Below are 18,042 nucleotides of genomic sequence, written 5' to 3'. Positions count from 1 at the left end.
CCCAGGACCTGTCCGGCCGATCATGTGACTAGGGGTGTCATGATCTATGATTGTCGTCGTGGTGACGATAAAAGACACTGCGAACGCGGTCGAGGTCCGGGCGGCGCTGTGCCTGGGCGAGGAACACCGCGAGTGGACGGAGGCGCTGGAGCGCACCCCCGTCGGCGCCGCTGGGGCCGAACCCCCACAGGGCAGCAACTGGCCTCCCTGCTGACGCAGTTGAAGGTGCCGGCCGAGGACCAGGCGGAGGTGGCCGAGGCGGCAGAGAAGGCCACCGAGCCTGGCACGCCCTGGTTCTGGCTCCTGGAGCGCACGGTCGCGGTCCTGCGCGCCGGGATGAGCCTGGACACCCCCTGCCGTCGCGCCCCGTCCTCACCGACCAGGGCCCGACCGGCCGATGGCTCACGGTGCTGGCCTGCCTTGTTGTTGTACCGGATGTCCGCGCCCTGCACGCGACGATGGAGGTGCCGGACGAGGTCTCGTGGGCGAGCCTGGGGATCCTCGGAGAGAAGGTAGCCGTGCGGCGAAGGACGCTGGAGGCAGAGGGAGCTGAGATCGAGCCTCCTTTCCCGTTCGACGACTACGTCCTGCCGGTGTTCCAGGGCCGCCGGTACCGCATCGGCGGCCTCGACTGCCGGGCGTCGAACGTCTCCATCGAGGTACGGCTGCCCTACGGCACCGAGCCGTTCGCGATTCCCGCCGACAGGGCCTGGGCTCACGAGATCCACTACTTCTTCTGCCGCCTCCCGCGACGGTACGCGGATGGGGTTCGCTTGGGCTATGACGCCATCCCCTGATACGTCGGCAGCTGGGTTGGCTTGATCGTGGGGAGGGGCGGACCCGACCAACCAGGGCCAGTCGAAGCCGCGGCGGGCCGCAGTCGGCGGCATCGTAGCCGCGACCTTCGCGATATGTACACGACAGGCACACTCATTGATCACTTCCGGTATGCTCCGGCCGCTCTATTCGCACCACTGAGGGGGGATTCCTCATGCGCATGCGCCACACCCTGGCCGCAGTTGCCGCTGCGGGCACGATCGCCGTGATCGCCGCCGGACCGGCCCAGGCCACCGAGTACACGTCCGCGCTGAAGCTCAAGGGCGTCCAGTACGACGCTCCCGGCAGCGACTCCAACCGGTGCTCCGGCGGCAACACCAAGAACGAGTACCTGACGATCAAGAACTACTCCCGCACCGCGACCGTCGACCTCAAGGGCTACGTCGTCAAGGACGCCACGGGCAACAAGTTCACCTTCGCCGCCAGCCACAAGCTCGAGCCCGGCGACTACGTGAAACTGCGCGGCGGCAAGGGCACCAACTCCGACGCTGGCAACGTCGTCTACCGCCAGAACTGCAACTTCATCTGGAACAACGACAAGGACACCATCTACCTGCTCAAGCCCACCGGCGCCAAGGCGGACGTCCACTCCTACACCAAGCGCACCAACGACGCCGACGGCAACGGATACATCAACTACCACGGCTGACTTCCCGCTGACGCCACCCCTCGCCCCGCGGGGTGAGGGCAGACGCTGCCCCTTCCCGCAGGACTCGGCCGGAAGGGGCACAGTCCCGGTGTCCACGGCGTCGTCATCCCTGCGGGCAGCGCCGTCCTGGCTGCTCCAGACGCCGCCGTTTGCGGTGCAGCAGCTCTCGGAGAGGGCCGGACTGCAGGCGGTCTCAGCCGATCTCCGGGTGGTAGCCGGTCGGCGCCTTCGGAGAGGTTCGGAGCACCGCGTGGCCGTACTGGCGCCGTCGAACCTCTGCAAGCAGGCGAAGGCTCAGCGGGTCTGGCGGAGCAGCGCGAGCGCGTACAGAGCGTTGCTGTCCGGGCAGTAGTCCCGATGGGTGCAGCGGGCGCATGTCGTGATGTGGATATCGTGCACGCGCCCGGCCTCACGCCTCGCGCATGAGCGACAGCCGCGCGGCTCCCACCGCTTCAGCACCCCGGTGATGACGCTGAGCCGCGGTCCCAGATCCATCGAGGCCGTGCCACCGCACCACACACAGCGCTTCCCTTCGATCCGCTCGGAAGGCAGCCCGGCCGCCTTGGGTACGGGCAGGATCTCGGCCGCGTTGACGAAGTCGGAGTTCACGGCTGGTCGGCGAGGGGGGCGAGGTCGTACGCCTGGCGGCAGGAGCAGCAGGCGAAGAGCCGGGCGCCACTGGTATCCCGAACGGGGCGAGCCGTGTTGGAGTACGCCTCGTGCCACGCGCACCAGGCGATACCGACCGCCTGAGGGATGGTGGGGGGATTCACGGTCTGCGTAGGCTCTGCCACGTCGACTCCAACCAGTCGGCCAAGCCCCGGGCCGTATGCAGCGGCCGCGGGGTTCTCGTGTCTCCCGACGCTAGGAGCGTCATGTGCCCCACGGCCAACGATGTACACGAATGTTCACAGCAATCAGAAGCGGCTGTATGTACGGGCCCGTTGGCCTTGACGAACCCTTTCCTGGCAGCCGAATCTAGTGAACATTCGTGCACGCGCCGAGCACTGGAGAACTCCGTGACACTACGGTTCATCGGGATCGACCCGAACACCGGAACCGGCGAGAGCCCGACCGTCTGGGTCGACGAGAACAAAGGCGAGTTCGTCATTCAGGGATGGAAGCCCGACCCGGACACGGAGGCGCACTGCGCCGCCTTCGAACTGCCCGGGCACGGTGCCGGCATCCCCGACCACGAGCAAGTGGTGCGGATCCCCGCCCGCATGGTGTCGATCTTGAGGGAGGCGTGCGATGTCGCCGAGCGTGCCCAGCTTCGGTGAGCTGTTCGACAGCGCCCAGCACAGCGCAGTGCACCTCGAGATGCGCGACACCTACGCAGTCGCCAGCGAAGCAGATGACTTCGCCACCTGGCGAAGGACCGGTGCCCGCGACATCGACCCGGCATCCCCGTACTGGGGACCATGGGTGGAGCTGATCCGTCGGACAGTCGCCCGCGGGGTCGTCGTCCGCCGGGCCCGCATCGTGTCCGAACCCGTCAGCGACTACATCCGGTACGAGCATGCCGGCACCGCCGTCAATGTTGACGCGGGCGAACGGGTCCGCTGGCTTCCGCGCCGCCAGGCCAGCGATCTCGCGCTGCCAGGCAACGACTTCTGGCTGATCGACAGCCACCTGATCCGGTGGAACCACTTCACCGGCGACGGCGCCTCCGGCGGCGGAGAGATCAGCGAGGACCCAGGCACGGCCAAACAGTGCGCCGATGCCTTCGAAGCAGTGTGGGAGCGTGCCATTCCGCATGCTCAGTACGACATCCGCTAGTACGAAAGGCAGCAGGTCAGCTCATGCCCGCCTCCCCCTCGTCCTCGGCCCAGGCCGCGCGTGAGCGCGTCGCACAGCGCCTCCGCGAGCTTCGCGCCGACGCGGGACTCACCGGGTCAGAGCTGGCCATCCGCTGCGGTTGGACTCACCCCAAGACCAGCCGCATCGAGAACGCCCGCACCCCGCCCTCTCCCCAGGACATCCGCGCCTGGACCCGAGCATGCCGCGCGGAGGACCAGGCCGAAGACCTCATCGCACAATCCCGCAACGCCGAATCCCAGTACGTCGAATGGCGCCGCCGAGTCCGAGCCGGCCTCAAGCAGCTCCAGGACAGCTACGTCGACCTCTACCGTGCGACGAACCACTTCCGCATCTACTCCCCCACCCTGGTGCCTGGCCTGCTCCAGACAGAGGGGTACACCCGCGCACTCCTGCACGCCAACGCTCGGCTGTTGGACATCCCCGACGACTCCGGCAAGGCTGCCGCTGCCCGGCTCGATCGGTCAAAGATCATCCACGAGCCCGGCCGCCGCTTCGTCATGCTGATCGAAGAGGGCGTGCTCACCTACCAACTGGGCGACGCGGCCGCCATGGCAGCCCAGCTCGGATACCTCCTCACCGCTGGCGCCCTGCCGGCGGTATCCCTGGGCATCATCCCCAACAGTGCACGGGAGCGGCTGCTGTGGCCGCAGGAGCTCTTCCACGTGTACGACGACACGCTCGTCTCCATCGAGCTGCTGACCGCACGCGTCAGGATCACTGAGCCGTCCGAGATCGCCCTGTACTTCAGAGCCTTTGAGGAGTTGCAGAGCATGGCGGTGTACGGCGCCGCGGCGCGCACCCTGATCCTCAAGGCCATCGAAGCGCTGCACTGAACGCGTCAGCGCCCGGCACCTCCTCCAGGGAGGGTCTCAAGCGCTGACGCGTCAGGATCACGGGCTGCCCGCGCGGCCACACCGAGTTGCCCAGCACCGATCGCGCAGGAGCACCTACTCCTGGAACGTGTGCAAGGCCTCGGTCCGATACGCTCTGTCTTGGACACGACGGGTGGCTCCTTACCGTCAGCAAGGAACTTGGGCTCGCCCATCGCTGGATCCGGTATGCCTCGCTCACGCGATTGAGGGCGGTGGTGCACAGCTCTTGCAACTGCTCGAATGACCAACTGGTACCTCGAGTGGCTTGAGCAACGTGATGAGGCAGCCCGGCAGAGTCAGCAGCCGGGGCCGATCTGCGCAGACGACGTCAAGGCGAGCGCAGCGAACCGCAGCTCGGCCGCCCACCTCCGTTGATCAAGCCCCAACGTGTATTCCATGCAGCACCCGCACTGTGGGATCAGAGACACGAATGATCGCTCCTGCGCGGTTTCGACCTCGGTCTCCCACCAGTCGTCCGTCGCCAGGTCGGCGGGGGCGACTTCTCCAGCGACGAGTCTCGCCGCCAGCCGGCGCAGCGCGTGGCGACGTGCCAGCCCTGGCTCGGGCAATTCGATCCCGGACTCGAGGAGTGCTTGCTCGAATGCGTCGCGGATATCGCGGGCATCCGCGTTGCGAGGCCAACCGGCGAGTTCACACAGCGTCGGAGTGTCCAGCCCAGCCGCGAGTGCCTCAGCAGCGATCATCGGAAGATCCTCCGGGCGTATCTCATCTGCCTGGTATCGGCATGCCACCTCACCAAGAGTCGTGAGACCCCTCTGTAGTGGGGTTTCCGGCTCCGATGATGTTCCTGCTGTTCCCATGACTCTCACGATGCCAGCACCGTCGGCGAAGGGTGTCGGGGGTGGGGCGCGTTCTCGGACTCTCAGGCACCGAAGGCGGGGTAGGTGCCGATCGTGAGCCCGGAGAAGGTGAGGAGCTGGCGGGGCTTGAGGCAGGTGAAGGCTGCGTGCATGGCGATGCCGGCGGCGATGGCATACGGCATCGTCTGCGGTATGAGCAGTGCGGGGGGCAGCACGATCTCCGCCGTAATGACGCTGGCGGCGACCGCGCGCCACAGGCGGACGTCCCGGGCGGTGAGGTTGCCCGCGTGTCGGCGGACGAGACGCGGGACGGCGTACTGGCGCCGGTAGGGGAGCCGTTCCCGGACCTGGGTGAAGACGTGCACCCACTGGGCGAGGTAGAGGCCGCTGCGGAATTGGGAGGAGCGGAGTTTCTGCCAGGCACTGTTCCAGTAGATGTCGGTGGTGATCAGCACGAGGAGGCACTGAGCCCAGGTGTTCGCCGTGCTCCGGCTGTGTTCGATGTGCAGGCCGTGGCCGAGGTCTTCGGCGAGCAGGAGGCAGGCGCCGGTCAGCAGGGTGTAGCGGACGGCGTTGGGACTCTTCAGGTAGAGGAGTTCCATGGCGGCGCCGGCCAGGACCAGCAGGAGCGCCATCCGGGGAAAGGTGCCGGAGCCCAGGGCGAGAGCGGCGGCGGTCCGGACGATCAGCGCGGGACGGTAGCCGGTGACCAGGTAGCGGGCCCTGCCCGGTCCGAAGCGCTGCTCTGCCAGATGGGAGCTGAGCGATCCGGGGGCGAACCGGTTCCAGCCGCCCTGGCCGAAGGCGAGGGCGAACCGCAGGGTGCACACGGTTCCGAACACGATCCGGAACCACTGGAGCCGTCCGGGGTCGGTGGGGTGCTGAAAGCCGGTGGCGAGGGCGTCAAAGAACCACATGGCTGTCCCTCACCTCGACGGGCTGCTCACCGCGCGCGGACAGGATGCGGCCGTGTCCGTCGATCCGGTCGTAGCGACCGCTGCGGGCGAGATGGTCGATGACCGCCTGGAGTTGAGGCGGGCCGAGGATGAAGGAGCCCGGGGAGAGGTAGTCGTAGACGTTCACGGGCTCGGTGCGCCCGTCCTTGGTGGTGCCGGTGAGCGAGATGATCGTGAAGGTGGCGCGGCAGAACATCTTCCAGCGCAGCCAGCGGCCGGGCAGGCGGGTGAAGCCGGTGGCCATCCACGCGGCCAGGGCGGTGGTGACGGCGATCTGGACAGCGGACAGCACGGACACGTGCATGGCGGGAGCCTCCGGTTGGGAGGGTGAAGGTGTGAGGGGTGGGCGGCCCCGCGATGGGGGCGCCGGGGGTCAGCGCTCGGGCTTGGCAGGCCGCTGCATCAGCGCGGCCGCGGCCTGGTCGAGGGTGACCTTCTCGTGCAGCAGGGCGGACATCACTTCCGTGATCGGCATCTCGACGCCGTGGGCCTGGGCGAGGGCGAGGATCGCCTCGGCGGACTTGACGCCTTCGGTGGTCTGCCGGGTGGCGGCTGTGGCCTGCCCGACGCTCAGGCCGTGGCCGAGGTGGGTGCCGAAGGTGCGGTTGCGGGAGAGCGGGGAGGTGCAGGTGGCCACGAGGTCGCCCAGGCCGGCAAGGCCCGCGAGGGTGGCCGGGTGGGCGCCCATGGCCACAGCCAGCCGGGTGGTCTCCGCCAGGCCGCGGGTGATGAGCATCGCGCCGGCGTTGTCACCCAGTCCCCTGCCTGAGGCGATGCCGACCGCCAAGGCGATGACGTTCTTCACCGCCCCGCCCAGTTCGCAGCCGATGACGTCGGTGCTGGTGTAGGGCCGGAAGTAGGAGGTGTGGCAGGCCTGCTGGAAGCGCTGGGCGGCGTTCTCGTCGGGGCAGGCGACGGTGGCCGCGGCCGGCTGGCCGGCCATGATCTCAGCGGCGAGGTTCGGGCCGGACAGCACCGCGACCCGGTCCGCGCTCATGCCGGTCACCTCGGTGATGACCTGGCTCGCCCGCAGGCCGCTGCCCAGTTCGATGCCCTTCATCAGCGACACGATCACGGTGGTGGGCCCGATGTGCGGTGCCCACGCGGCGAGGTTGGCCCGCAAGGACTGTGCGGGGATGGACAGCACCAGGTAGTCGGCGCCGTCCAGCGCGGCGGGAGGGTGGGTCGTGGCCGTCAGGGAGGGCGGCAGCTCCACGTCCGGGAAGTAGCCGGGGTTGCGGTGACGGGCGTTGATTCCGTCGGCGATCTCGTCCCGGCGGGCGTGCATGATGACGCTGGTGCCGGCGTCGGCCAGGACCTTGGCGACGGCGGTCCCCCAGGACCCGGCTGAGAACACCGCCGCGCGGGCGATACGGTGCTGGCTCAACTCGGGGTCCTCTCGCTGGACGCGGGCCCGTCACCGGGGCGGCGGCCGAGCCCGCACATCGTATCGGCCCCACCGGCCCCGGCCGGAACGCTCACCGTGCGGCGCAGCGTCAGCAGAACAGCGCGGCGGCCCGGCAGCGTGGGCAACACCTGGTGCGCCTCGCGGAGCATGTTCTGCGCCGGGACCTCCCCCAGCTCGCGCCGCAGCTTGGCGGCGTGGGCGATCCACAGCCGGTAGAGGCGGTCCCACGTGGCGGGTTCGGAGGGGCGCTCGTCCACGTGCTCCACGGTGAGGCCGGCGGCGTGGGCCTGCTCCTCCCAGGCGGGGTCTGGGCCCTGCCGCGAGGCCCGGGTCAGGACCAGCCGGCCGTGTGGGGCCAGGACGCGGCCGAGCTCGCGCAGGGCCGCGTCCCGGTCCCGCGCGCGGCCGAGTGCGTCCACGCACACAATGCCGTGGGCACTGGAGTCGGGCAGGCCGGTGTCTTCCAGGTCGGCGACGCGGAAGGCGGCCCGGCCAGTGTCGGCGCCGAGGAAGTTGGCGCGGCGGCCGGTGGCTTGGGCGACGGCGACCGGGGAGAGGTCGAAGCCTGCGAGGCGGACGGCGAGGGCGCGGGCCAGCCACAGGCCGATGCCGCCGGTGCCGCAGCCGGCATCCACCAGGAGCCGGCCTGGGGGCATCCGCAGCCGAACGGTCATCAGCCCCAGCAGGGGCCAGTCGCAGGAGCTGGAGGCGGCGACCTCGACCAGGTAGTCCTCTCCCATTGCCTCGGCGTACAGGTGGGAGACCAGATCGGTGCGGGCGCGGGCGGTATGGAAGGCGTCGTACTGGGCGGAGCGCTGCTCGCCGGCCGCGAGCGGCGGCGCTGCTGTGCTGGTGGGGTGCGTCATCTCGGCATCGACCTCCTGCTACGCGAGCGGGTGCCGGGGCAGACCACCTGCACGGCGTGGACCGGGCAGTCAGGGCCGGACAGGTCCAGGACGGCTGGCTCGTGGCCGGTGACGCGTGCGACCTGCCGGGCCACGGCCCCGGTTTGCTCGGCGAAGCCGGCGTCGGGTGCGTTGAAGCGGTCCGTCACCTGCTGCCACGGTGCGAACTCGGTGGCATGCACTGCGGAGAAGGGCGGGGTGTCGAAGTTGCCTGGGTCGCTGGGCAGGTCGTCCCGGGTTCCGGCGATAGCGGTCAGGCGGGACTGCGCGGCCTCGGTCAGCGCCCGGGTCAGCGCGATCGCCGGGTCGCTGTGACAGCCGCCGCCGGCGAAGACGACCGGATAGTCCTCCGACCACAGGTAGGCCACACACACCGGCACCCCGTACGGCCCGTCCACCAGTGCGACCTCCAGGGCCATGCCCGCAGCCGCCAGCCGGCCGATCACCTCCCGGCCATGGGGGTCATCGACCGTCCCGGGCGCGATGAGGGTCCGCCGCCGCCCACCGGACTGCCCGTCCCGGTACAGCACGTCCCGCTCCACCACCTCGAACAGGGCGTGCAGCAGCGCCTCGTCCCGGCTGTTCCCGCACGCCAGGCCGGTGCTGGTGGCGCGCAGCAGATCGGGGCTCCACTGCGGCCGCTGTACCCGGCGCCTGACGACATCGACCGGCAGCAGCACCGTCTCGCCGCCCAGCAGTCCGGTGCCGGGCGTCCACTCCCACACCATCCGGGACAGGACACGCGCCGGGTAGGGGACGGTCAGCGGCAGCGCATCCACGGGGCAGTCGGGGGCGACCTCGACGGCCGTGCCGCGGACCGCGACGGGCAGCGGCTGCTCCACGTGCCACAGCTCGATCGCCTCGATCACGGCCGACAGCTTCGCCAGCAGCGCGGTGGCGCCCTTGCCCTGGGACGTGCTCAAGGTCAGTGAGGCAGGCCGGACTGCCGTCCAGACGGGCAGCCCGACGCAGTCGAGGCCGGTTAGGTCGGCAACCCGGGTGATACCGAACTCCGGCAGCCGGTCCCCCACCACCTCCCACGTCTGTTCGGGCGGCCGGGTACGCACCGTGCCCGGCAGCGCCACTCGCTCGTCAACGCTGTCCACAGGCCGTCTCCGTCCGCTCCGTCGCCTCGTTCATCTCCTCCAGCAGCCCGGGCACGAGCCGCTTGGCCGCCGTCACGGCCCGCGCACCGCACTCCAGGCCGCGCGCGGACGCCTCCGCGTCGAACCGCTGCTCAGGGCACTGCCAGACGCGCAGCAGAAGCCGTCGGGTGAGGTCGTCGTGCACCGCCGCGGTTGAGAAGGCCGCCCGGGTGCGGCGGGCACGCGCGAGGGCGTCTGCGTACCGGGCGACGGCCTGGCGGTCCATCTCGGTCTCCCCTGCCAGCAACAGGGCCACGGTCGATTCGTCCCGCAGGTCGATCACAGGGTGGAACACGCGGTGGGCGGGCAGGTCTTCGCTGGTGACCTGGGCCAACCGCTGCGTCAGCGGCAGAGCCGTGGCGCCGTCGGCGGGCTGGAGCGAGCGGTGCTCGAGGTAGGCCGCCCACGTCTCGTGAAACGCCGGGTCGAAGACCTGCTGGTAGACGAGGCGGTCCTCGGTGGAGAGTTCCAGCCCGTCGAGACGGGTGCGGGCGAAGGCGTTGGACCAGCGCCGGAAGTACGTCGTCTCCCACACCGCAGGAGTCGGCCGGACGCCGGCCTGCGCCGCCCGGCCGGCCAGTGCGCTGCGCACGGCCCCGAGGGCGTCGACGCGCTTGAGATCGCCGAAGTGCAGGTCCTGCTCGCGCTGTTCGGCCAGCCAGCCGGCGAACTTCGTCTCGCCCTGGTGACGGCAGAGCGCCCGCACTGCGGCCGTGGTGCGCTGCGGATAGTAGACCGTGCGCAGCCCGGCCAGCAGGCGGGCGGCCCGCCCGCTGTTGAGGACTCCGGCCGAGACGGCGAGTTGGAGGACGTGCCGGAGGTTGACCACCGGCCAGCTCAACGCGTGCCAGTGCCCGTCCGGGGCCTGCCCGACCGCCACCTCGTCGTCTCCTTCGATCTTCCCCGATGCGTAGGCGGCATAGACGCTGCCGACGCCGAGCATCCCGAACGGCGCGAGTTCGGCAGCCCGTAGCGCACCGATGCTCGCCGCCCCGATCACCCGGACCCCCCGGCCTATCGCGGCCAGGATCTCCTTGTGACGCAGCGCCGGAGCCTGGTGATAGACCCCATCGATGATCACCGCTGTGTCGCTGTCCACGATTGCGTCATCGAACAGGTCCCCGTGCCCCACCGGCGGCCACATCCGCACGCCCGGCGCGGCCAGGAGAGGCTCGGACCGTGCCAGCGTCGGTCCGACGAACACATGAATCACTGCGACCTCCACGGTCAAGGAAGGCGCCCCTCCCCCGGTCCCCGCGCAACCGGCGAGGAGGGAGGGACGCCCGGGCGCGAGCGGGAAGGGACTATTCCTCGTCCTCGACGTCGACGGCGACCACCACGGCCCCCGTGATCTCCGTCGTTTCCTCCGCCGACGCCGTTGCGCGGGTCGTTGCGATACCGGACTTGGACTGCTCCATGGATTCCTCCTCAGGTGGGGTTACATAACGAGAATGGGCTCAACTGTTCGGTTCCGTCGACCAGTTGGAGGGGGTCCCGCAGGGGTCCCGCCTTCCGCGAACGGTCACCGTCCCTGTGCGCTGAGTGATTGACTTGAAGGGTGGAAGAGACCACCCGTCACCCGCTTGCTGCGGCGCGCATCGCGCTCGGTATGACGATGGATGACCTTGTCCGCGGCATCCGCGCTGCAGCCGCCCGGCGTGGTCTGCGTTCCGGCGCGGACGTGGCCCGGGTCCGCAAATGGCAGCGTGGCGTCCGGCCCAACGAGGAATCCCAGATCTACATCGCCGAAGCCCTCGGCTGGCCCGCGGACATCGTCCGTGCCGACGACTGGCCGAACTGGCTGCCCCTCAGCGCCGACGGCGTCGTCCCCCTCGGCCCCCACAGCTTCGTGCCCGCCCTCAGAGAGGCCCTGCGAACAGTGATGGAACGCCGCACCTTCCTGACGATCTCCGGCGCCGCCCTGTCCGCGCTGGCCGCCGACTGGGCAACAGGCCCCGCCACCGCCACCGCGCAAGTCCACGACGGAAAGACGATCGGCGAGGACTTCGTCGAACTCCTGGAGAACACCGCCCAGAGCCTCGCCGACCTGCCCACCGAGGAACGCCAGCACACCCCCGCACTCCTGGACGCCTGCCTGTCCACCGTGACCGACCGCCTCGCACACGGCCGCTACACCCCCGCCGTCGGACTGCGCCTGCACACCCTGGCCGCCTCCCTGTCCCAGACCATCGCCTGGCACCGCTTCGACCACGGCCGCCACACCCACGCCAGCCAGTACTGGATCGCCGGACTGCACAACGCCCACGCCGCAGGCAACCACGACATGGGCGCTGGCCTCCTGAGCGACCTCGCCTACCAAGCCGCCTGGCGAGGCGACCACACCACCGCAACCCACATCCTCAACCACGCCCTGACCCGCGCCCACAACCCCGCCGCACGCTGCCTGCTCCAACTACGCCTCGCCCGCACCCTCGCCGCGCAAGTCGACAAAAGCGAACCCCGGGCCGTCCTGCGCGCGCTCTCCGCGGCCGAGCAGCACCTCAGCGACGCCGGCGACGACCGGCCGACCTGGTGCTCATGGGTGTCCGAAGCCGACCTCGCCGTCGACACCGGCCAGGCTCTCCTCGACCTCGGCGACACCGGCCGCGCCCACCAACTCATCACCGACGGCGAACGCCTGCTGCCCACCACCCGCGACAAAACCCGCGGCGTCTTCCTCGCCTACCGCGCCGCCAGCTACCTCGACCAGAAGGAACCCGAACCCGCCGCAGCCGCCGCAACCCAGTCACTACTCCTGGCCCGCCGCATCGGCGCACCCCGCTGCGTCCACCTCATCGACGACCTCCTCCCCCGATTCCAGCCCTACGCCCACGCCCTGGGCGTACCGGAACTCCTCCACCTGGCATCCGCATAGGCCCTTCTGGCGTACTGGATGAACCACGCCTGCCGCGTCCAGCGGGCGCGCGCCGTGCCCGGTGCCACCAGCAGACCGATACGGAAACGATCTTTCCTCAACCGGCCCCGAAGGCACGACACTGAGCTCATGGACTGGGTTTCCCCTCTCTCGGGCATCGTCGGCGTAGTCGTCGGCGGTGCCATCACGCTGCGGGGTTCAAAGGCAGCCTTGGACCGGCAGCTAGCGGACGCCAAGGCCGCACGCACCGACGCCGAGCGAATCGCTGTGTCGAATGGGCTGTCAAATGCCCTTACGAAACTGGTCGGCAAGGCCGACGATCGGCAGGCAGCGGTCAACGACGCTGCTGCCGAAGCGTGCCTCGCCCCAGTAGCGGCGCGCGGTGCCCTGTTCGTCTGCGTCGTAACTGCCTAGCAGTCCCGCGCCCACGGCCGCAGCTTCTCCGGGTTGCGGATCACCCAGATACGGGTGACGCGCCCGTCGGAGACGTCGAACGCGGCCACGGTCATCACGACACTGGACCGCTGGGCCACCAGGCCCGGCACACCGTTGACCGACCGTTCCAGGAGTTCGAGCCCGGGAGCCTTGTCGGCGATGGCGACCATGTACTCGGCGATACGCGCGCCGCCCTCGACGGGGCGCAGGGCGGTTCCGACCATGCCGCCGCCGTCGGCGGTCATCACGGCGGCCGGGTCGAGGAGACCGACCAGGGTCGCGATGTCCTTGCTCTCCCACGCCTCCTTGACGTGCCTCACCACGTCTGCCCGGCCGGTCGCCGGCACCGGAGCGCCCGCGGGGCTCACCCGCCGCCGGGCCGAGGCCGCCAGCTGCTTGCAGGCCGCGGGGGTCCGGCCGAGCACGTCGGCGATCTCGGCGAACGGGTACCGGAAGACGTCGTGCAGGACGAACGCCACCCGCTCGGCGGGCGTCATCGACTCCAGGACGACGAGGAAGGCCATGGCCACCGATTCGTCCAGGACGATCTGGTCGGCGGGGTCCGCGGGGCCGGTGGGACCGGCTCCGGCGGGACCGCCGCCCGCGTGTGCCCACTCGGTGCGGTCGGGCAGCGGCTCGGGCAGCCATGCGCCGACATAGCGTTCACGGCGGGCCCGCGCCGAGCCGAGCAGGTCCAGACAGATGCGGCCGGTCACCGTCGTCAGCCAGGCGCCGGGGGACAGGATCTCCTCCTGCCGGCTCCGGGGCAGCCCGTACCAGCGCGCGTAGGCGTCCTGCACGGCGTCCTCGGCCTCGGTCACCGAACCGAGCAACCGGTAGGCCACATTGATCAGTTGGCGTCGCTCGCCGGCTATCGCGTCCGTGCCGCCCCCGACAGTCCCCATGCTATGGCCCCCGCCTTACCTTTCCCAGCCCCGTGTCGTCGGGCTGGTGAGACCTTATCGACCAGCTGCCCAAGGGCAGAAAAGGGGACTGTGACATGGCCACTCAGGTGACGGCGGCGAACGCGCGGCGCGGCTCCTCGTTCCTGCGGATCGCGATCGCCCTACAGACTCTGACCATCTTCATCCAGGCGGTTTCCGCCGGACTGCTGCTGACCTCGTCGTACGGAGCGACGCTGCACGATGTCGGCGCCCGTGTGATGTACGGGGCGTCGATGCTGTACCTGCTCGCCGCCGTGCTGGCCTGGAAGCCGGGCGGCGGCCCGGCCCGGCCCGTAGGGTACGCGTCGGGATTCCTCGTGCTCGCCTCGGTCCAGGTCGTGCTCGGCATCGCACACGTGCCGTCGGTCCATCTCCCCTTGGGTGTGCTGATGTTCGGCCTGAGCATGCTGGCGCTGGCTCGGCGCTGAGGCCCGGAACGGGGGCTCGTCGGTTCTAGTCGATGGTGCCGACATTTCCGGTGGCACCCGTGACGACGACCTTGCTGCCCGTTGCGCTGCTCACCGTCGGCTCCTCTCGCCGGTCCTCGCAGGGACCGGCCGAGTACCCGGCCCCGCCGGGCGCCGGACCGCGCAGCGGCGGATTGTCAGCACGATCAACGCCTCCGGGAAGCTCAATGCCGACGGACTGGCCCTGTGACGGGAGGTCAACTGCGGCGAGTGGAAGGCCACCGCCGCCGACATCAGCCGGGACCTGGACCTGCTCCGGGTCCCGCACACCATCGTGACCGCCTGGCGTTTCCCGCTCGCCACCTCCTACAGCAAGGCCATGCGCGAGGGCGAGGAGGTCCGCATCCTGCGCGAGAACCTGGGCCACCTGGTGTCGTGGATGCCGTCGCTGGAGCAGACCATCGCCGGCCTCCCGGATGACGCCCCGCACTGGGACTTCCCGGTGTTCCAGCATCGGGCCGACGGCATGGCCATCACCGTCCTGCGGCTGTCGGCGGAGTGGCCCGCCTGGTCGAAGAAGCAGGCCCGCGCCGCCCGGCTGGTCTGCGCGGAGTGCGACTACGACCTGCGCGACAAGGCCGAGGACCGGGTGCCGTTCGACGTCCGGCTGCCCGAGCAGCCCAAGCGGGCGGCTGGTGTGCGGGAAGTGCTGCAACGACGGCGTGGACGAGATGGAGCGCCTGGCCGCGCTTGCCGGAAAATTGTCGTGACGACCGTCGAGCCGGGCACGGACCGGCTGCTGGTCGCGGAACTGGTGGGGCTGCTGGGTGACGCCGAGCACTACAACGCCCCCGGCTCCACGACCGACAGCCGTCTGGACTACCTGAATCGCCGGGCCGCGCTGCTGCACCGGTTTGTCGACGCCGTCGGCGACGAGTCCTCCCGCTACCTCGCTCAGGACGCCGAAGACCGCGCCGAAGACGTACGGGCCAGGGCCGAGGCCCTGGCCCGGGAGTGCGGAGACCCACCGCCCGCACCGCGTCGGCCGCGGTGAACGGTCACGCATCACGCTCGCCGCGTTCGTGCGGGCCGCGCTCGCGAGCGAGCTGGGGACTTCGGCCCCGCGGACCGGCTCCTGCAGGGGACTGAGGCGCTGTCCAGGCCGGTCCGCCAGTCGGGCGAGAAAGACCAGGCCAGCTCCGGTTAGACCTGTTGGAGACAATGGGTCTAACCGGTGGTAATCGCCTCCAGGCCACATCTCGTCGACGGCCGCCAGCGCCTCCCGGGCGCCGGCCGGGACGTCCGGGTGGGCCTGGAAGGGCTGTGCGGCGAGGTCCGGGCGTCGATGCTGGAGGTCAGGCGCGCGCTGGAGTGGATCCGGGAGAACGTGGACCGGGAGGTCCCCGGGGGCAAAGAAGGTCGCCAACCATTGCACCCAGACCGAGCGGTGGTGGCGCATCCAGGACGCCCTGTACAGCCAGACGTGCGGTGCCATGCACAACGACGCGGTCACTAGGACCTTCAAGTACGACCGGGCCGAGGCGGCGACCTCCTGGCGAGGAGCGCCGCCTTGCTGCGGAACGTGCCTGGCACCAGCGCCTGACGCGGCGGCCCGGTGTCGAGCACCAGGCGCTCGACATCCCCACTGGCGCCAGCCCCGCTCCGCAGTTAGACCTGTTGGTCCCATCGGCCGGTCCTTCCCGACGTCGGGGTCAGGTCAAGGTGATGGTGCGCGGGCGTCCCCAGTCCGTAGGGCCAGTGCATGCCATTGCTGTTCTGCCCGAGCTGTCCGTGATTGTGGACCACGTCGGCGGCGTTTGGTCCTGTTGGGCCCAATAGGTCTAGCAGGCCTCGCCGGCACTCCTTCTCTCAACCGCTGCTCGAACCGGAACCCTTCGGGATCGCGTCCTTAGTCGTGCCTGCTCGACGTCCACCCCCGGAGCCGCCGTACCATGAGCACTTCCGAACCGCCAACCTGGCCGCACTGCGCACACGGTTCAGACCCTGCTGCCAACCCCGTTGGTTGCCGCGGCGTCCACGTCCCCGGCCACACCGCGTGCCTCGCCCACCTGGCCGACGCCGACCGCGACGCCTACCTGGCTAGCCTGACTCCCGGCGCCAGCGTCGACCACCGGTGCACCACCTTCACTGAATTCCTCTTAAACGCCTTCCTCAGCGCCCTCCGTGACCCCGCAACCGGTCACCCCCGCTTAGGCGACGCCTGGTTCGAGTTGGCGACCTTCGAGGGCGTCGCCGGGTTCGGGTCGGCGACCTTCGAGGGTGACGCCGCGTTCGAGTTGGCGACCTTCGAGGGCGCCGCCGTGTTCGGGTCGGCGACCTTCAAGGGCGGTGCCTGGTTCGGGGCGGCGACCTTCAAGGACACCGCCGGGTTCGAGGCGGCGACCTTCAAGCGCGGTGCCGGGTTCGGGGCGACCTTCGAGGGTGACGCCGCGTTCGGGTCGGCGACCTTCGAGGGGGCCGCCGTGTTCGGGTCGGCGACCTTCAAGGACACCGCCTGGTTCGAGGCGGCGGCCTTCGACGACTCCGCCCTGTTCGAGTTGGCGACCTTCGAGGGCGCCGCCGTGTTCGGGTCGGCGACCTTCAAGGGCAACGCCGTGTTCCAGTCGGCGACCTTCGTGGAGGCTGACAGGGTCGGGCCCTTGGTGTGTGCTGGACGGGTTGTGCTTTCCGGCGCTAAGTTCGGCGGCCCCGTGACCCTCTCGTTCGCTGCGCGCCGTCTGGAGTGCCGTCGCACTCGCTGGTCATCGACAGCGGAAATCCGCCTGCGCTATGCCACGGTGGACTTCGCTCATGCGGTGTTCGAGCACCCCCTTACGATCGCTGCCGAGCCGGATCCGTTCGTACTCACCGACGGCCGACAGCTCGCCGAAGATCCCTTTCCGAGCGCGCCCGACCCCGGGGGACGGGTGGCGTCGCTGCGAGGGGTGGACGCGGCCCATCTGGTCCTCGCCGACCTCGATCTGTCGGGATGCCTGTTCGCCGGCACGGTCCACCTGGACCAACTCCGTCTGGAGGGGGCCTGCACATTCGACACGGCTCCGCCCGCCGTGCACTGGCGGCCCTGGCCGCCCGTACGGTTCAGCCAGCGCCGCGTCCTGGCTGAGGAACACCACTGGCGCGCCAGCCAACCGGGGACAGTGCGGGGCTGGAACGTGGCGGTCCTCGGCGCCGGGCGGGCGGGGCCGTTGCAGCTGGCTCCGGTGTACCGGGCCCTGCGCAAGGCCTTCGAGGACGGCAAACACGAGCCGGGGGCCGCGGACTTCTACTACGGGGAGATGGAGATGCGCCGCAACGCCGACGACATCCCCCGCGGTGAACGGCGACTGCTGACCGTGTACTGGGCACTGTCCGGCTACGGCCTGCGCGCCTCCCGGGCCCTGGCCTGGCTGGGTGCCGCCATGATCCTCACCATCATCCTGCTGATGGCCTTCGGCATCGCCCAGGACACCCCCAAGCAAACCGCGACCGGCACCGTCCCTCTCGGCGGGGGCAAGGTCACCTTCGAGATCGACAAGGACGATCCCCAGAACCCCACCGGCAACCGGTTCACCGGCGAGCGCTTCGAGAAGGCCCTCAATGTCACCCTCAACTCCGTGGTGTTCCGCTCCTCCGGCCAGGACCTGACCACCGCCGGCACCTACATAGAGATGACCTCCCGCCTGACCGAACCCGTCCTGTTGGGCCTGGCCGTCCTCGCCGTCCGCAACCGCGTCAAACGCTGACTGCCTCGACCCAGCGGCGGAGCCCTGTGCACGGTTCCAGCCGACACCCGTTTCCGTACCTGTTCAGCGACTGTTGCCCCTGTTGGACCCAATGCCCCTAACTGGCAGTCCGGTTGTGCCGAGCGAGGGGAGGGCATGCGGGTCGGGGCGCCGCCCGGGCCTCGTTGAGCTGGGTGAGCGCGGCCGGCACCTCCGCCTGCTCCTGGTCGTCGAAGCCGTACCGG

Annotated in this window: 20 protein-coding genes and 1 pseudogene; 11 read left to right on the top strand and 10 right to left on the bottom strand. The window is 70.0% G+C overall.

The features are described 5' to 3' along the window. Window positions 1–58: 58 nt before the first annotated feature. The 3 genes and pseudogenes from ACFWBB_RS29895 to ACFWBB_RS29885 all read left to right on the top strand — a co-directional run bounded on the left by ACFWBB_RS29895 (window position 59) and on the right by ACFWBB_RS29885 (window position 1,486). The gene (locus ACFWBB_RS29895; protein ID WP_385278509.1) at window positions 59–214 is read left to right on the top strand and encodes a hypothetical protein; all 156 of its coding nucleotides are present in this window, start codon (window positions 59–61) and stop codon (window positions 212–214) included. Between the two features lie 11 nt (window positions 215–225). Next, window positions 226–797, top strand: a pseudogene (locus ACFWBB_RS29890) (acyltransferase domain-containing protein). Window positions 798–991: 194 nt separating this feature from the next. Continuing rightward, window positions 992–1,486 carry a lamin tail domain-containing protein gene (locus tag ACFWBB_RS29885; RefSeq protein WP_385278507.1) on the top strand — a complete coding sequence of 165 codons (495 nt, stop codon included), beginning with the start codon at window positions 992–994 and terminating at the stop codon, window positions 1,484–1,486. 294 nt (window positions 1,487–1,780) lie between these two features. On the opposite strand, the gene ACFWBB_RS29880 is transcribed toward ACFWBB_RS29885, so the two are convergent. Together ACFWBB_RS29880 and ACFWBB_RS29875 are read right to left on the bottom strand one after the other, a co-directional pair. After that, the gene (locus ACFWBB_RS29880) at window positions 1,781–2,095 is read right to left on the bottom strand and encodes a hypothetical protein (RefSeq protein ID WP_385278505.1); all 315 of its coding nucleotides are present in this window, start codon (window positions 2,093–2,095) and stop codon (window positions 1,781–1,783) included. Continuing rightward, complete coding sequence (locus tag ACFWBB_RS29875) at window positions 2,092–2,280, bottom strand: hypothetical protein (protein ID WP_385278503.1); 189 nt, start codon at window positions 2,278–2,280, stop codon at window positions 2,092–2,094. The genes ACFWBB_RS29880 and ACFWBB_RS29875 overlap by 4 nt, the downstream gene beginning before the upstream one ends. Window positions 2,281–2,505: 225 nt before the next feature. Between ACFWBB_RS29875 and ACFWBB_RS29870 the strand changes: the two genes are divergently transcribed. The 3 genes from ACFWBB_RS29870 to ACFWBB_RS29860 are packed head-to-tail and all read left to right on the top strand — an operon-like array spanning window position 2,506 to window position 4,140. Continuing rightward, window positions 2,506–2,766 (top strand): hypothetical protein, encoded by a 261-nt coding sequence (locus ACFWBB_RS29870; RefSeq protein ID WP_385278501.1) that lies wholly within the window; start codon window positions 2,506–2,508, stop codon window positions 2,764–2,766. Further along, the gene (locus ACFWBB_RS29865) at window positions 2,738–3,265 is read left to right on the top strand and encodes a DUF6879 family protein (RefSeq protein ID WP_385278499.1); all 528 of its coding nucleotides are present in this window, start codon (window positions 2,738–2,740) and stop codon (window positions 3,263–3,265) included. The genes ACFWBB_RS29870 and ACFWBB_RS29865 overlap by 29 nt, the downstream gene beginning before the upstream one ends. A 23-nt stretch (window positions 3,266–3,288) precedes the next feature. Next, window positions 3,289–4,140, top strand: a complete 852-nt coding sequence (locus ACFWBB_RS29860; RefSeq protein ID WP_385278497.1) for a helix-turn-helix domain-containing protein — start codon at window positions 3,289–3,291, stop codon at window positions 4,138–4,140. Window positions 4,141–4,475: 335 nt separating this feature from the next. On the opposite strand, the gene ACFWBB_RS29855 is transcribed toward ACFWBB_RS29860, so the two are convergent. The 7 genes from ACFWBB_RS29855 to ACFWBB_RS29825 form a co-directional block, all read right to left on the bottom strand. Then, window positions 4,476–4,883, bottom strand: coding sequence for a hypothetical protein (locus ACFWBB_RS29855; RefSeq protein ID WP_385278495.1), 408 nt, complete (start codon window positions 4,881–4,883; stop codon window positions 4,476–4,478). A gap of 179 nt (window positions 4,884–5,062) precedes the next feature. Further along, window positions 5,063–5,917, bottom strand: a complete 855-nt coding sequence (locus ACFWBB_RS29850; protein WP_385278493.1) for a hypothetical protein — start codon at window positions 5,915–5,917, stop codon at window positions 5,063–5,065. Next, window positions 5,904–6,260, bottom strand: coding sequence for a hypothetical protein (locus tag ACFWBB_RS29845; RefSeq protein WP_385278491.1), 357 nt, complete (start codon window positions 6,258–6,260; stop codon window positions 5,904–5,906). Before ACFWBB_RS29845 ends, ACFWBB_RS29850 begins: the two co-directional genes overlap by 14 nt. Window positions 6,261–6,329: 69 nt before the next feature. Continuing rightward, the gene (locus tag ACFWBB_RS29840) at window positions 6,330–7,343 is read right to left on the bottom strand and encodes an NAD(P)H-dependent glycerol-3-phosphate dehydrogenase (RefSeq protein WP_385278489.1); all 1,014 of its coding nucleotides are present in this window, start codon (window positions 7,341–7,343) and stop codon (window positions 6,330–6,332) included. After that, window positions 7,340–8,230, bottom strand: a complete 891-nt coding sequence (locus tag ACFWBB_RS29835) for a class I SAM-dependent methyltransferase (protein ID WP_385278487.1) — start codon at window positions 8,228–8,230, stop codon at window positions 7,340–7,342. Before ACFWBB_RS29835 ends, ACFWBB_RS29840 begins: the two co-directional genes overlap by 4 nt. Further along, on the bottom strand, window positions 8,227–9,375 hold the full coding sequence (locus ACFWBB_RS29830) for a YcaO-like family protein (RefSeq protein ID WP_385278485.1): 1,149 nt from the start codon (window positions 9,373–9,375) through the stop codon (window positions 8,227–8,229). The genes ACFWBB_RS29835 and ACFWBB_RS29830 overlap by 4 nt, the downstream gene beginning before the upstream one ends. Then, window positions 9,362–10,513 (bottom strand): TfuA domain-containing protein, encoded by a 1,152-nt coding sequence (locus ACFWBB_RS29825; protein WP_385278483.1) that lies wholly within the window; start codon window positions 10,511–10,513, stop codon window positions 9,362–9,364. Before ACFWBB_RS29825 ends, ACFWBB_RS29830 begins: the two co-directional genes overlap by 14 nt. A 516-nt stretch (window positions 10,514–11,029) precedes the next feature. On the opposite strand from ACFWBB_RS29825, the gene ACFWBB_RS29820 reads away from it, so the two are divergent. Together ACFWBB_RS29820 and ACFWBB_RS29815 are read left to right on the top strand one after the other, a co-directional pair. Continuing rightward, window positions 11,030–12,289, top strand: coding sequence for an XRE family transcriptional regulator (locus ACFWBB_RS29820; protein ID WP_385278481.1), 1,260 nt, complete (start codon window positions 11,030–11,032; stop codon window positions 12,287–12,289). Between the two features lie 129 nt (window positions 12,290–12,418). Continuing rightward, window positions 12,419–12,703: a hypothetical protein gene (locus tag ACFWBB_RS29815; RefSeq protein WP_385278479.1), complete on the top strand. Its 285-nt coding sequence runs from the start codon at window positions 12,419–12,421 to the stop codon at window positions 12,701–12,703. Here the strand turns inward: ACFWBB_RS29815 and sigJ are convergent. After that, window positions 12,700–13,629 carry an RNA polymerase sigma factor SigJ gene (sigJ, locus tag ACFWBB_RS29810; protein WP_385278477.1) on the bottom strand — a complete coding sequence of 310 codons (930 nt, stop codon included), beginning with the start codon at window positions 13,627–13,629 and terminating at the stop codon, window positions 12,700–12,702. The genes ACFWBB_RS29815 and sigJ overlap by 4 nt on opposite strands. 95 nt (window positions 13,630–13,724) lie before the next feature. On the opposite strand from sigJ, the gene ACFWBB_RS29805 reads away from it, so the two are divergent. The 3 genes from ACFWBB_RS29805 to ACFWBB_RS29795 all read left to right on the top strand — a co-directional run bounded on the left by ACFWBB_RS29805 (window position 13,725) and on the right by ACFWBB_RS29795 (window position 17,818). After that, complete coding sequence (locus ACFWBB_RS29805) at window positions 13,725–14,096, top strand: hypothetical protein (RefSeq protein WP_385278475.1); 372 nt, start codon at window positions 13,725–13,727, stop codon at window positions 14,094–14,096. 313 nt (window positions 14,097–14,409) lie between these two features. Continuing rightward, complete coding sequence (locus ACFWBB_RS29800; protein WP_385278473.1) at window positions 14,410–15,129, top strand: hypothetical protein; 720 nt, start codon at window positions 14,410–14,412, stop codon at window positions 15,127–15,129. Window positions 15,130–16,027: 898 nt separating this feature from the next. Continuing rightward, window positions 16,028–17,818: a pentapeptide repeat-containing protein gene (locus ACFWBB_RS29795; RefSeq protein ID WP_385278471.1), complete on the top strand. Its 1,791-nt coding sequence runs from the start codon at window positions 16,028–16,030 to the stop codon at window positions 17,816–17,818. Window positions 17,819–18,042 lie beyond the last annotated feature (224 nt).

The sequence above is a fragment of the Streptomyces sp. NPDC060000 genome (assembly GCF_042737375.1).
Taxonomy (GTDB): Bacteria; Actinomycetota; Actinomycetes; order Streptomycetales; family Streptomycetaceae; genus Streptomyces.
This window is presented reverse-complemented; position numbering and strand designations above follow the sequence as displayed.

Bases quoted from the DNA above. Each gene is read 5' to 3' on its own strand.
- ACFWBB_RS29885 (WP_385278507.1), top strand. From the start codon at position 992: ATGCGCATGCGCCACACCCTGGCCGCAGTTGCCGCTGCGGGCACGATC.
- ACFWBB_RS29865 (WP_385278499.1), top strand. From the start codon at position 2,738: ATGTCGCCGAGCGTGCCCAGCTTCGGTGAGCTGTTCGACAGCGCCCAG.
- ACFWBB_RS29845 (WP_385278491.1), bottom strand. From the start codon at position 6,260: ATGCACGTGTCCGTGCTGTCCGCTGTCCAGATCGCCGTCACCACCGCC.
- ACFWBB_RS29850 (WP_385278493.1), bottom strand. From the start codon at position 5,917: ATGTGGTTCTTTGACGCCCTCGCCACCGGCTTTCAGCACCCCACCGAC.
- ACFWBB_RS29860 (WP_385278497.1), top strand. From the start codon at position 3,289: ATGCCCGCCTCCCCCTCGTCCTCGGCCCAGGCCGCGCGTGAGCGCGTC.
- sigJ (WP_385278477.1), bottom strand. From the start codon at position 13,629: ATGGGGACTGTCGGGGGCGGCACGGACGCGATAGCCGGCGAGCGACGC.
- ACFWBB_RS29795 (WP_385278471.1), top strand. From the start codon at position 16,028: ATGAGCACTTCCGAACCGCCAACCTGGCCGCACTGCGCACACGGTTCA.
- ACFWBB_RS29805 (WP_385278475.1), top strand. From the start codon at position 13,725: ATGGCCACTCAGGTGACGGCGGCGAACGCGCGGCGCGGCTCCTCGTTC.
- ACFWBB_RS29820 (WP_385278481.1), top strand. From the start codon at position 11,030: ATGGATGACCTTGTCCGCGGCATCCGCGCTGCAGCCGCCCGGCGTGGT.
- ACFWBB_RS29835 (WP_385278487.1), bottom strand. From the start codon at position 8,230: ATGACGCACCCCACCAGCACAGCAGCGCCGCCGCTCGCGGCCGGCGAG.
- ACFWBB_RS29855 (WP_385278495.1), bottom strand. From the start codon at position 4,883: ATGATCGCTGCTGAGGCACTCGCGGCTGGGCTGGACACTCCGACGCTG.
- ACFWBB_RS29815 (WP_385278479.1), top strand. From the start codon at position 12,419: ATGGACTGGGTTTCCCCTCTCTCGGGCATCGTCGGCGTAGTCGTCGGC.